Source organism: Psychrobacter sp. UBA2769 (assembly GCF_002352555.1).
GTDB classification, from domain to species: Bacteria; Pseudomonadota; Gammaproteobacteria; order Pseudomonadales; family Moraxellaceae; genus Psychrobacter; species Psychrobacter maritimus.
Map to the genome: position 1 here is coordinate 15111 of NZ_DEIR01000012.1, position 13986 is coordinate 29096.

10 protein-coding genes are annotated in these 13986 nt (G+C 44.4%); 6 read left to right on the forward strand and 4 right to left on the reverse strand.

The features are described 5' to 3' along the window. Positions 1–139: 139 nt before the first annotated feature. A complete protein-coding gene (gene lnt, locus B3Q63_RS04795) occupies positions 140–1714 on the reverse strand; it encodes an apolipoprotein N-acyltransferase (protein ID WP_296174386.1) in 1575 nt (524 codons plus the stop codon). A 360-nt stretch (positions 1715–2074) separates the two neighbouring features. Further along, a complete protein-coding gene (locus tag B3Q63_RS04800; protein ID WP_201565149.1) occupies positions 2075–2974 on the reverse strand; it encodes a CBS domain-containing protein in 900 nt (299 codons plus the stop codon). 278 nt (positions 2975–3252) lie between these two features. Between B3Q63_RS04800 and B3Q63_RS04805 the strand changes: the two genes are divergently transcribed. Further along, the gene (locus B3Q63_RS04805; RefSeq protein ID WP_296174388.1) at positions 3253–4560 is read left to right on the forward strand and encodes a DUF4105 domain-containing protein; all 1308 of its coding nucleotides are present in this window, start codon (positions 3253–3255) and stop codon (positions 4558–4560) included. On the opposite strand, the gene B3Q63_RS04810 is transcribed toward B3Q63_RS04805, so the two are convergent. Further along, positions 4550–5095: a YcgN family cysteine cluster protein gene (locus tag B3Q63_RS04810; RefSeq protein WP_296174697.1), complete on the reverse strand. Its 546-nt coding sequence runs from the start codon at positions 5093–5095 to the stop codon at positions 4550–4552. The genes B3Q63_RS04805 and B3Q63_RS04810 overlap by 11 nt on opposite strands. A 307-nt stretch (positions 5096–5402) precedes the next feature. On the opposite strand from B3Q63_RS04810, the gene B3Q63_RS04815 reads away from it, so the two are divergent. From B3Q63_RS04815 to mutY, 5 genes are all read left to right on the forward strand, one after another. Next, on the forward strand, positions 5403–6140 hold the full coding sequence (locus tag B3Q63_RS04815) for a dienelactone hydrolase family protein (protein WP_296174390.1): 738 nt from the start codon (positions 5403–5405) through the stop codon (positions 6138–6140). 178 nt (positions 6141–6318) lie between these two features. Next, positions 6319–9444 carry a DUF2339 domain-containing protein gene (locus tag B3Q63_RS04820; RefSeq protein WP_296174392.1) on the forward strand — a complete coding sequence of 1042 codons (3126 nt, stop codon included), beginning with the start codon at positions 6319–6321 and terminating at the stop codon, positions 9442–9444. Positions 9445–9594: 150 nt separating this feature from the next. Further along, the gene (ylqF, locus tag B3Q63_RS04825) at positions 9595–10551 is read left to right on the forward strand and encodes a ribosome biogenesis GTPase YlqF (protein ID WP_296174394.1); all 957 of its coding nucleotides are present in this window, start codon (positions 9595–9597) and stop codon (positions 10549–10551) included. Positions 10552–10575: 24 nt separating this feature from the next. Beyond that, positions 10576–11514 carry a GIY-YIG nuclease family protein gene (locus B3Q63_RS04830; protein ID WP_296174396.1) on the forward strand — a complete coding sequence of 313 codons (939 nt, stop codon included), beginning with the start codon at positions 10576–10578 and terminating at the stop codon, positions 11512–11514. A gap of 67 nt (positions 11515–11581) precedes the next feature. Continuing rightward, complete coding sequence (gene mutY / locus B3Q63_RS04835; protein WP_296174397.1) at positions 11582–12844, forward strand: A/G-specific adenine glycosylase; 1263 nt, start codon at positions 11582–11584, stop codon at positions 12842–12844. A gap of 89 nt (positions 12845–12933) precedes the next feature. Here the strand turns inward: mutY and B3Q63_RS04840 are convergent, their stop codons facing one another. Continuing rightward, a complete protein-coding gene (locus tag B3Q63_RS04840; protein WP_201565142.1) occupies positions 12934–13836 on the reverse strand; it encodes an acyl-CoA thioesterase in 903 nt (300 codons plus the stop codon). Positions 13837–13986 lie beyond the last annotated feature (150 nt).

Below are 13986 nucleotides of genomic sequence, written 5' to 3' on the forward strand. Positions count from 1 at the left end.
TATTTAAAATATTGGGCTATTATATCGCAATTTATACTGATTTGTGAAAACCCTTAACTATTTAAAGGTTTTATTCATAAAAAAAGTGAAATCCGCTCTATATTGCCATGCTTAACGTATCAAATTACTAAATGGCAACCTAGGCAACCAAACGCGTCCGCGGGGTCGCACGCTTGCCAAGATAGCTTAATAATAATAGAAGCGTAATAAGGATTAAAATAGGATAATTACCAAAGTTCATAAACGGCGTGTTACCCACACGGGCTTGAATATCACCGCGTAATACCGTGCGCTCAAACTGCGGGGCGCGCTCAACGATACGACCTTTATGGTCAATAATAGCAGTAACCCCCGTATTGGTCGCGCGCATAAACCAGCGACCATTTTCTAACGCGCGCATTTGTACCATTTGCAGATGCTGCAGTGGACCTGCTGAAGTGCCAAACCATGCATCATTTGAGATGGTCAATAAAAAGTCAGTATTGATGGCGTTTTTACGGGTGGTATCAGGATAAGCAACCTCATAACACACTGCTGCGCCCAAGTTATGTCCACGAACCCGCAGCGGTGATTGATTGTCACTACCGCGACTGTAGCTTAAAATCTCTTGGCTACCCGCCAGATTAGGCAGAATATCTAACATGCCTTCAAACGGAATATATTCGCCAAACGGTACTAAGCGCTGTTTTTTATACAGTCCTTCTGCTTCCGCACCTAACGCAATCACACTATTATAAAACGGTGGATATTTGTCAGTTTTGGCATCAAAAGCCGCTTCATCTTTATAAGGAATACCGGTCACCCAAGTGGTATTGGTTTCTTTGGCCATTTTTACCATTTCGGTGATAAAACCAACCGCATCAGTCTGAAACATCGGAATCGACGATTCAGGCCATAAAACAATGTCACGCCCCCACTCGGTACGCGTCAGATTTGCATAGATTTTTAGCGTTTCTATCTGATATTCAGTCAGCCACTTTAAATCTTGCGGGATATTGCCTTGGATTAATGACACCGATAAATCAGGCGTACCTTTTGGCTTCGTCCACTGTGGATTTATCAACCATAATGCACAGCTGACTACCAGTAAAGCGCTGGCAGGAATCATATAACCGCCGCGACGACGCAGCAGCTCGACCAAACTTGCCGCCAATAATACCGCAACGAAAGAGACAGCAAACACGCCGGCAACGGGCGCTAATGACGATAGCCAATACTGCTCAGTAAAGGCATAACCGACAAATAACCACGGGAAACCCGTAAATAGCCAGGTTTTCATCCACTCTTGTAGTACCCAAAGCGCTGCAAATGATAACGGTTGCTTGCCGACCACCCGATTAAAAATTAACGCCAAAAAGCCATGGAATAACCCCATGCCCAAACCCATTAGCGCAATCATAATCAGCGCCAGCCAGACGGGCGTATCGCCATAAACATGGATAGAGGTATAGAGCCAAAATGCTCCCACACACCAAAGTCCCGTGCCATAAGCCTGACCAATGACAAACGCTCGCTTACCGCTCATCTGCGGCATCAGTAACGCGTATAAAATAGCAGGTGATACCAAGGCGACTGGCCAAAAGCCATACGGCGCGAGCGCAAAGATAAACACTGCCCCTGCCAGCAACGCAATCAATATAGTCAGCACCATAGGTAAGCCCTTTGGCTTATCGGGGTTCAGGCGTTTTTGCAAATCAACAGTAGACAGACGCATAGCAGTTATCCAAAACCTTATTATTCAGTAATTTAAAACTTATAAAACTTAAATGTTAACTTTGAGGGATTCAATTAGTAGCGCATTCAACGCTTACTTGATAGCCCTCTATATAACGATAAAGACATTACTCAAAAATCAAACCTGCCCATGATACCAGTCTGTACCACTCAATGGGTAAATTTGCGTTGCAAAACACGGCTTTTAAAAGCGAAAAAAAACACGACCGCAATCGTGTTTTTTATAGCTATAAAGACATCAAGTTATAACGTTACTGATAAACTTGCTAGGCCGTTATGAAAAGCTTAATAATAAAAAGCTCAGTCATAAAAACTCAGTCATAAAAAGCTGAATAATAAATTAATGGCTACCTATCAGTATTTGCTGGTCAGCATTGATTTTAGTCAGCTCTAAATTTTGGATAAAGCGCCCTTCGACATCGGTAATGGTGATTTGCCAATCATCGATAACCACGCTTTCACCTTCCAAATCACCAACGTAACCAAGCGCCTGCATGACCAAACCGCCCATGGTATCGACATCGGTATCATCGAAGTGGCTACCTAGCTCATCATTACAGTCTTCAATCACGGTCGACGCTTGCACGCGCCAGGTATTTGGCTTTTCAGGGTCGGCAACAATATTATTGATATCACTGTCTTCGTCGAAGTCATCATGCTCATCGACGATATCACCAACGATTTCCTCAAGTAAGTCTTCCATGGTTACCACACCGCCAAAGTTACCAAACTCATCGACCACAATCGCCATATGCACTTGGGTACGCTGCAATGAGCGTAACAAAGTATCAGAACGCGCGGTTTCACTGATATAGAGTGGCTGACGGACAAGGTCTCTGAGACGTTTGCTGTCGATTTTGTCTTCTTGGTCGCGCACCATATGCACGAGGATAGGAATCAAATCTTTTGCCAATAAAATACCGATAACAGCGTCGTCGTCTTGGCTATCAAATACCGGATAGCGCGAGTGCGTGGTCTCAAGAATGATGTCCATTACTTCAGCAAGACTGGTACTTTCATGCAGCCCAACCACTTGCGGGCGCGGGGTCATAATTTCGCGAACTTGGGTCGCAGGCAGGTCGAGCACGCCTTCTAGCATATCGACGGTATCAGGCTCTAAGAATTGACGCGAGTCCTGTACCAAACGAATCAGTTCATCACGGGTTTCGGGGGCGGTCGATAGCCAGCGTTTTAAGCCGCGCATCGACCAACTACTCGGGCTGGGAGTGTCGTCAGACATGGTGGTGTGATTTAACCTCTTTAGTTAATAGAATGAGTTAATAGCAATTGTGAATGTCATGTAAAATCATAAAAAATGTAGATGGGGATTAAAGTAATAAATAAAACCGGCCATTTATCATTAGATGATTAAATAATAAATATAAATAGACCAGCTTAATGTGTTTCACTTTATCGCAAGGCTTGCTGACATTCAACGACAAATTCACTCAAATTGTATTGTCAGTGTGTTATAAACTTTGCTATGGTCAAAGCCTTTATTTATCAATAACAAACACTATGTCCCTACGCGCGTTTTTCTCTCGCCTGCTCACGCCGCTCTCAAATAGCCATCGCTCAGAGAATGGCGCCGCTCATGGTCGCCAGCAAAAGCGGACTTGGCGATATTACCTTGTGCAGTTTTTTATCATTACTACCTTACTGCTATCTGCTATTTGGCTATTGATGGCGCTTTGGTATCAGTTTGGGATGCGCGCGCTTATCACGTGGCTGGCAACTATCGTGATTGTTGGCGTACTGATAGCCTTGCTTAGTAGCCGTTATTGGCCAAAAACCGCTAAGCAACTGAATAACCAGCAAGCGACTAGTCAATCAATTACTAAGGCAAAAACAAGCACAAATAAAAAATCAGCAAGCAAATGGCTAATGGGTTTATATGCCGCTATTTGGTTTGTCGGTCTTGGCTGGTTTTTCTCTATTAAGCCTGAGCAAGATCGCGATTGGATGCCTGAAGTCAGTGAGCGAGTCACGTATGAGCGTGATGCCAATAATCCTAATTTGGTTACTTTCACCAATGTACGTAACTTTGATTGGCATACGGATCAGGAAGCGACCGAACACTGGGACACGCGCACCATTGATATGTCTAAATTATCTGGCGTCGATGTCACCAACTCCTATTGGATGGGACCGCTGATAGCTCATACCTTGGTCAGTTTCCGCTTCGAAAATGATAGACCGCTTGCCTTCTCGTTTGAGATTCGTAAAGAAAATGGCGAATCGTTTTCGGCATTGGCAGGGTTTTTTAGACGTTTTGAATTGAGCCTGATTGCCGCAGAGGAGCGCGATATTATTTACACGCGTACCAATGCGCGTGGCGAGCAAGTTTATCTGTTTCCGGTCAGCAACCTACAGCAGCATGAGGTCAAGTCATTATTTGAATCTTACCTAACCGCCGCCGATGAATTGAATGCCAAGCCAGCGTGGTATAACACCTTGATTAGCAACTGTACCAATATCATTTTTTATATGGCGCGTATTGTCAGTGGTGACCGTCTGCCATGGGATTACCGGATTTGGGTATCTGGTTGGCTGCCAAACTATTTATACGATGTCGGCATGCTCGACGCCAATCCTGAAAAAGACGGCCAGCCTTGGTCAATGGATACTTGGTACGAGCGTACCCATATCAACGCCAAGGTTCGCGGCTTTGATAATCAGGCTAACTTAGAATCTGACATTAACAGTCGCGAAAACAGCCGCCAGTTCTCTGAGCAAATTCGGCAAGGTATCCCTATGCCGCTATTAGCTGATTCGCAAACGGATGCCGAAGCAAGTGCTAAATTGGCGGCTGATGCTAAGGATTAACCCAATTTACCACCCGCGTTTCCATCTCTTCATCAGACATACCAATCTCGGAAACACAGCGCCCTGCTACGCCAACATTGGCAGCGCGCATTTGCTGCTGGGTTGCCACCGCATCTTGGGTTAATAACAAATGCCAACTTGGCAAACCTTGTCCTTTATACAAGCGTTTATAAGCGCAGTGCGACGGTAGCCACATCATCTGCGGCAAATTCTCCATAGTCAGTTGAATACAATCGGGCACATGTTCTTGGCGCGTGTCATAGTGCTGACAATAGCCCGTCGCACAATCCATCAGCTGGCAAGTCACATCGGTATATTCGACCATTTCTGCTTCATGACTATTGTCATCGTCGCTAACGTGCTCATCGTCGATATATTTGATGAGACAGCAACTGCCGCAGCCATCACACAAGGCTTCCCATTCGCTATGGTTTAATTCTGACAGCGCAAAACGTGACCAAAACTGCGGACGCAATGTTTCAGTCGATTTATTGTCGCTGTCCTCGTCATTGGCACTGTCACTGCCACTGCTAATATTGCTAGCAGGAAATAGGCTCACGATTGGTTTTGACCCTGAATCTAAAACAGCATCTGAAGAAGATTTCAGCGGCTGAACAGAATCAGCGTTTAAATTGGCAGCAGATTGATTTAACAAGTTGATAGTCATAGCGTTGTAGTCGTTTTTTTATAAAGAGACATTTTGATAAAGAGCGTTACAGTATTATAGCTGTTTTTGCTCAACTTGGGCGTTAAGGTAGTACGAGTAAGCAAAAGGATTGCGCTAGCATACGCATTATTCATATTTATAGAACAACACTCATAACATAAAAAAGGACAATAATATGTCAATTAAGACCTTTGAATTAATCAGTACCACTGAAAATAACGTCCAACTGATCAGCTATGTGGCGCTGCCAGAATCGGCCTCAGATGATAATCCAGTAGCAGGGATTTTGGTCGCGCCAGAATGGTGGGGCGTGGTCGATCACCCAAAATCGGTGGTTGAGCGTTTGGCAGAAGCAGGCTATGCTGCCGTGGCGATGGATGTCTACGGTGAAGGCAAACTGACCAGCGATGCAGCAATGGCAAACATGTGGATGACACAAGTACTGGAAGATCAAGACATGCTGATGGCGCGCTGTCGTTTAATCCTCAATGATTTTGGTGACCAATTGGCCGTTAATCGCGATAACTTAGCAGCGATTGGGTTTTGCTTTGGCGGTAAAGTCGTCCTCGATATGGCACGCGAAGGCATGCCATTAAAAGCGGTAGCTACCTTCCATGGCAACCCATCGGCAAAACAGCCAGCGGACAAAAACTTTAAAGCTAAAGTGTTGGTCGCTCATGGTCGTGATGATTCAATGGTATCCATGGAGGCCATAGAAGGTCTGAAATCTGAGCTAGATGCCGCTGATGTCGACTACACTATCGATGTCTATGATAACGCTAAGCATGGATTTACCAATCCGCATGCTGATGAGCGCGCTGCCAAAAATGGTGTCGACCTTGGCTATAATGAAGCCGCGGCTAAGCAAAGCTGGGAGAATATGCTTGAGTTTATGAAAACCAACTTGGCATAAATCTCTGCAAAAAACGCCTATAAAAGGTAGTTAAAAAAGGGCCGCTTATCTATTAAGCGGCCCTTTTTATTTGTCTGATCGATTTTATGTTTATGACTTATCTTGTACTTCTGATTAAATCGCGTCATTATCGCTTTATTATCAAGTGGATTGAGTGACGAGGATGCTATATCTATTAATGAGCCCGTTGGGTTGGCTGGCTTTTATTGTTCTATTAATCGTGGTTGTGGTGCTATATAGCAAGATTAATCGGCAAATTGAGCAGCTGCGCCATGATATGACGGCGCTACAAGCTGAGCTTGAGCAATTTGCAGATAGCGTAAATATAGCAAAGCCCTCGCACGCTGCGTATATACATCCTACTCAACAGAGCCGGTCTGAATCAGTAGATTCATTAACACAATCAGTAGAAGAACTGGCTATATCCGCTGTTCTCATTCCCGATGCTACTTTTATTCCTAATGTCGAATCTACAAAAAACCAGCATTTAGAAATAACACCTCCAGAGCTGCCGATATTATCAAAGTCACCACAATCGCCCTCACCGCCACAATCGAAAATCCCACAAAAAACTATCGCAACCATAGAGCCGGACGAGCGCTCCTTGCCTATCGTCACCTCCGTTATTCACTCTATGCAAAATTGGTTTTTTGGTGGCAACTTAGTGGTGCGCGTTGGGGTATTGGTATTGCTCGTCGGCGTGGTGTTATTGCTACGCTTATTAAGCGATTATATCGAAATCCCTATTACCGCTAAGCTTATTAGCATTGGTATCATGGGCTTAGGACTTGCAGCGCTGGGATTAAAATTAGCAAAAAACCGTTTTGCTTATGGTATTACCCTGCAAGGAGCAGGTTTAGCGATTGCTTATTTAACCACCTTTTTTGCCTATAGCGTCTATCACGTGCTGGCGAGTGTGCCGAGCTTTATTGGACTTGGCATCTTGTCAGCCATCACCATTGGCTTAGCTGTGCGTCAAAATGCCTTACCGTTGGCATTACTAGCATTATCTGGCGGGTTTTTTGCGCCGATATTGACCAGTAGTGATATTGGTAATTTAGTGACATTATTCAGCTACTATCTATTATTAAACGTCACCATTGCCATTATCGCTCACTACCGCACTTGGAAAATGCTCAATCTGCTCGGCGTAATGGTCACCTTTGGACTGGCCTATTATTGGGGTGCGACTGAAAACTTAAGCGCTGTTATTGAGGCGCAGCGTTGGTCATTGGTATTACTAGTGACGCTGCATGTATTGTTATATTTATTTGTCGTCATTCGCTACGCGCAACAAATTATCGCTTATAACACGCTTAATGAAGCAGGTTTCGCTGATACAGATGCTGTAGATACTTTTAATAGTACAAGCAACGTCAACCACATGGATAAGGTTCATCTAGGAAACAACTCCTATGTATTTCCTATTGATACCGGTTTACTGTTTTCCGTACCGATACTAGCCTTTGGTTTATTTTCAGCATTATTGGATGGTATTCCTAACGCTTTAACCATTACCAGTGCTGTTTTAGCAGCGATTTATTTGGGCATTGGCTGGCTATTTGTGCAGCGTAGTCAGCGATATGCCTTAATTACTGAGGGCATGCTAGCGTTAGGGTTTGGCTTTTTAGCGTTGGTCATCCCACTGGCATTCGATGCTGAATGGATTGCCTTTGGCTGGTCGGTACAAGGGCTGGCGCTGGTATGGTTTGGACGGCGCTCGCTACGTGCATGGTCAGTATTGTTTGGATTGTTATTACAGCTACTCAGTATCGCCATGCTGATGATAAATGTGTTCTTTACGATCAAAGATTATCCAACGCTGGCATTGACGATTTCAGCTCTTAGCTATCTAGCAACGATGTTTATCTTACGCGCCAGCAACTCGCCTGTCGCTTTAGATAACAGTCTAAGCCGCGCTTCACAGCAGCATATGCCGTCTGATTTACCATCTTCAATCACCGATATAACAGCAAATGTCGCTGAGTCACTAGGTATTAGTAGCCAAGCTGCTCAGCAATGGCTTACCAGTATTAATAGCCAAAGTATGGCGTTTAATATGATGTGGCGCAGTCCGATTTTGAGTCGCTGTTTGACCTTTACCGCAATGGTTTGGCTGCTGTATGTATTGGTCATCGATTTTGACCAATGGCTTACCAGCTGGCAATTAGCAACGACGGCACTGCTAGGGTTGGCAATGTTAACGAGCTTAGTTATTTATCAAGCAATTAATCATTATCATTCGTGGCGTGAGATTAGGCAGTTTAGCCATGGTTTATTGCTGCTATTTTATGCCATGTTACTGTTTCAACTGCCGCAAAAATATGAATTTGATTATCAATGGACAACCTTTCATCGGCCGATATTTATTACCTTACTCATAGGCTGGTTGGTCGTTGGGCAACTATGGTTAAAAACATGGCATAAAGAAGCGGAATTAAAAAGTTTTGATAGCGCGAGCTGGCTTGGTGCTGGAATTATCCTGTTGGCAGAAGCCATGCATTATGGCTTGCCCGATTCAAAAGGCGTCATGACTATTTTAGTTCCGGTTGCCTTTATGCTGGCTGGATTATGGTGGACACAGCGTCATGCTATGGTTCAGTACAATGATAAGCAATCAAAAGCAGCTAATTCAGCGCTTGTACCTTATTGGTTTGATTGGCATCAGGCACTGTTAGACAGTGCCAAAATATTTGTACCTATTACCTTAGGCTGGGCCATTTTTACCAACTTCACTTACGATGGCGTCATTTGGCAGCTACCCTATTTCCCCCTATTTAACTTATATGATGTGACGTTATGGCTGGTGGTTTTTTACAGCTTGGGCGTTTATTTGCTCCGTCAGCCATATGGTAGGCAATCAAGAAATCTATTAAGCGCCATTCCTAAAAACGATATGCTATTAATTATCTTAGCGCTGATTGGCCTTTGGATAGGCTCTAGTATGTTGGTTAGAACGCTGCATGCATTTATCGGTACGCCTTTATGGACTGGCGGTTTATACGACGTTATAGGGGGCGCTTGGAATAGCGAGCAGGTACAGACGGGATTGACCATTTTATGGACGCTCATTGCTTTGGTCGCTACCATTATCGCCAGCCGCTACGGTCAACGAACACTATGGTTTATGGGCATTGGACTGTTGGGCGTTGTCGTGCTAAAACTGGTAATTGTCGATTTATCACAAACCGAGGCAATTTGGCGGGTGATTTCCTTCCTTGGCGCGGGTAGCTTAATTTTAGTCATTGGTTATTTAGCACCATTACCACCAGCGCGCGAGGATTTAACAGACGAATCTGCATGATAGTCTGCTATGAGCGTTAAATGAAATTATAACGTGATAACTTGATAACGTTGGGTGATAGCGCTGGTTGTGTAGTAAACTGGACGCCATTAAAGAGTAAGCAAAGAGTGTCTTACTTTTAGCATTTTTTATAAAAGGTTATAAAAGCAGATGGATAAGAGAGCAAGTATTCAGTGGTTCCCTGGGCATATGAACAAGGCCCGTAACGAAATCAAAGAAATCATGCCGCAGATGGACGTCGTCATTGAAGTGATTGACGCGCGTATTCCTTATAGTAGCGAAAACCCAATGGTCGCGGCATTACGCGGCGAAAAACCGGTCATCAAAATTTTAAATAAAGCCGACCTTGCTGATCCTGAATTGACCAAAGCGTGGATGGAATATCTTGAGCAACAAGATGGCGTCAAAGCCATCGCGTGCGACAATAATAAAGCCGATGACGTCAAGCGTATCATTGCGCTATGTAAAAAAATGGTGCCCAATAAGGTCGGCACCGGTCGCCAAATCAAAGCCATGATTATGGGTATTCCAAACGTCGGTAAATCGACCTTGATTAATACCTTAGCTGGACGCGCCGTGGCAAGAACCGGCGACGAGCCTGCCGTCACTAAGTCGCAGCAGCTGATTAAGCTTGACGATGACATTATGCTCTATGATACCCCCGGTATGCTATGGCCAAAGGTTGAAAACGAAAATTCTGGCTATCGTCTAGCAGCGACCGGCGGTATTCGTGATACTGCTTTTGACTTCGCTGATGTGGCCAGTTATACCGCTGAGTATTTGCTGACAGCCTATCCTGAGCTACTAAAAACCCGCTATAAAATCGAAGAATTACCTAAGACCGATTGGGAGTTTTTTGAAGTGGCGGGACGCAATCGCGGCTGTGTGCGCGCGGGCAATCAAGTCGATACTTATCGCATGTCTGAGATTCTGATTAATGAGCTGCGTAGCGGCAAGCTTGGGCGTATCACGCTCGAGACGCCTGCCATGATAGAAGCTGAAGAGCTGGTCGTCGCCGAACAACGCATCGCTGCCGAAGAGAAAAGAATCGCTAAAGAAGAAGAGAAACGTTTGCGTCGTCTAAAAACGCGGAAGAATCGTAAATAAATTGCATAAAGAATACTGGCTACTATGAATCCGTTAATACCCTCTGCTAAAACCATTCAAATTTATCTGCCAAAAGGTAATCCTCGCGGATTGCGCTTGGCAGAGATGACCACGCGTACGGTGCGTTTGATTGAGATTCCACGCATTCATATTGATGATTTTTTTGCGATGCCAGACGCCAATCAAGTTGGCTTATATTTTTTGATTGGTGACACCGACAGTATAGATAAGCCTTTACTTTATATCGGGCAAACTGGCGATTTGAAAACTCGTCTCAATCAACATCATAAAAAAGACTTTTGGACGCGGGCTTTTGTCATGCTTTCAACCAATAATTCCATGACCCAAACCCATGCGCTGTATATGGAGCATAAAGCGATTGCCACTGCCCTTGACGTGGGGCGCTATGAGCTAAAAAATGGTAATAGTGGTAATAAGCCGCATACACCCGACCCATTAAAAGCTGACTGCGAAGAGTTGTTTCACACCCTTGATGTTTTGCTATCAACCTTGGGGCAACCTATTTTTGAATCTTTAGCTATTCACGATAGCTTTTATAGCAACAAGACTGATGCACATAAACTGACTACATCTATTGGTGTTAAAGTTGAAAAAGCAGCTGAAGTATCTCCAATTAAACCTGTCCCAGTATTGTTTTATTACAAGGTAAAAGATGGCGATGCACAAGGCTATTATGATGACGATGGCTTTGTAATATTGGCAGGGTCTTTAATACGACAAACACAAACGTCATCAGCTCCACCATTCGTAGCTAAATTGAAAGAGAGTTTGCTTAGTAGCGGCAAACTCATAGCGGTAAATGATACAAGCTATAAGCTCACTGAAAACCATTTATTTAAAACACCCAGTGGCGCTAGTGCATTGATATCAGGTCGTTCAACTAACGGCTGGATTGAATGGAAAAATGCCACAGGTCAAACTTTAGACAGTGTTTATCGATAACGCCTTTAATCCCAACATCCGACCCTCATATAACCTTCATACTTTTTGAATTGCTCGCCCATTGCCTATGACAGCTATTAGTTTTATCCATACCGATACCAACCTCGACTCCCTCGCCCCACGCCTACTCCATTGGTTTAGTGAAAACGGTCGCCACGACTTACCTTGGCAACAGCACCAAACTGACACGCCCAATCCTTATATCGTTTGGCTATCAGAAGTCATGCTACAGCAAACGCAAGTAACGACAGTGCTGCCCTACTTTGTCCGTTTTATGGATAGCTTTCCGACGGTACAGGATTTAGCAGCTGCAGAATGGGATATGGTGGCGGAGCATTGGGCAGGGCTTGGCTACTATGCGCGCGCGCGTAATTTACATAAAGGCGCGAAGCAATTGGTCGAAGTCATTGATGAGACGGGCGACTTTCCGCAAACCTTAGCCGGTTGGGAGGCGATATCTGGCGTTGGCCCGTCGACCGCTGGCGCAATTATGGCAATGGGGCTACATCGCTATGGTGTCATCTGTGACGGCAATGTCAAACGCGTCCTGACACGCTGGGCAGCAATTGATGGCGATATAACTAAATCTGCCACCACTAAAGAGCTGTGGGCATTAGCAGAACGTCTAACGCCTAGAGAGAACTCAGGATTATTTGCGCAAGCGATGATGGATATGGGCGCAACTTTATGCACCCGTAGCAAACCTGCTTGTCTGTTATGTCCACTGCAAGATGATTGCTTAGCGCACGCGCAGGGTCGCGAAACAGATTATCCAGTCAAAGCAAAAAAGCAGCCCAAACCAAGTAAGTTTAGCAATGCCTTACTGATTAAAGATGCAGATGGCAATATCTTATGGCTACAGCGTCCCGATAACGGCATTTGGGGCGGGTTGTGGAGTTTACCGCTAGAATTTGTAGAAAAGATTAGCGGTAAAGCTGCTGTTAAAAATACTGGCAAGAATATAGATAAAAAACTGACGGAAGCGACTGCTGAGCAGCCTTTAGAAGTAGCCAGTAATAAAAAAATATATGAAAATATATATGAAACAGAATTTACCACCGCTGAGCAGATTATCAATGAATGGCTGATAAAGAATAATTTAGCAGCAGCACCCACTAATAAAACCTTACTTGATGACGCGCCTATTAAACACTCATTAACCCATTTCCATTGGTATTTAACGCCGCAATCAGTGACTTTAAATAATGAGCAAACTGCAGAAATAACCCAAGCATTACAAGCAGCAGAGATTAATATTAACTGGTTAAATGCTGATGCTGCACAGGCAACGCTTGGATTACCACGCGCGATGGTTAAGATTTTAGAATAATGAGTGAATGCAACTAAATAACATTCATAAAAAAAAGCGACTCACAATAAATCATGAGTCGCTTTTTTAATTTATAAAGCACTAAAAACTTAAGACTTCGGCACTCGTAAGCGCATCAAGCCTTCTTGTTGTACCGTTGCTACCAATCGACCATCTTGCCAAAACTGCCCATGGTTCAGACCCATGGCATTGGATGTGGTATCACTCCACATGTCGTATAGCAGCCAATTATTTAAGTCAAACTCACGATGAAAATGCATCGAGTGGTCGATACTCGCCGCTTGCAAACCACTGGTCATAAAGCTTACACCGTGCGACATCAGCCCCGTACCTACTAGATAGAAGTCGGATGAAAATGCCAATAGTGCTTGCTGAATTGCTATGGGTTGATTGCCCAATTCACGAATACGCAGCCAGTTTGCTTGCTTGGGTTTCATCGGTTCTGGATGAATTGGGTCACGCGGTTTGACTGGTTTAATCTCGACGTGACGACGACGCATAAAGCGCGCCTTAAGCGCATCTGGGACTTTACCGACATACTCTTCTTTTAAATCCTGCTCGGCAAGCAAATCCTCTGGCGGCGGATAAACGGGCATATCTTCTTGATATTCTAAGCCTTCTTCCATCGGTGAAAACGACGCAATCATCGAAAATATCACTTGCTCAACAGGCGCTTTACCGCGTACTTCTTTATATTGAATCGCCGTTACTTCACGCGCAGACAGGCTGCGACCATCACGCAGGCGGCGAACTTTATAAATGACCGGCTGATTGATATCACCACCGCGCAAAAAATAGCCGTGCAGTGAATGACAGGGTTTGTCTTTATCCAGTGTATGCGCCGCTGCCATAATCGCTTGCGCCAGCACTTGCCCACCAAAAATACGACTGCCAACATAGTCGTGGCTTTTACCTTCAAAAACATCAGGGCTGACTTCAATAAGCGCGACAGTAGCCAGCAGCTCATCTATCAGTTGCGGATAATCAGACATGACGATACGTTTCCTTATTTTTATCAATAACGCCAAGCATCTGGGTATAAGCACTAAGCACCTAACGATATTGATCTCGATACCATATGCTTAAGCCAATACGGCGTTTTAATTTAAAATAATATGAAATGGCTTGCAGCAAGCTACAAG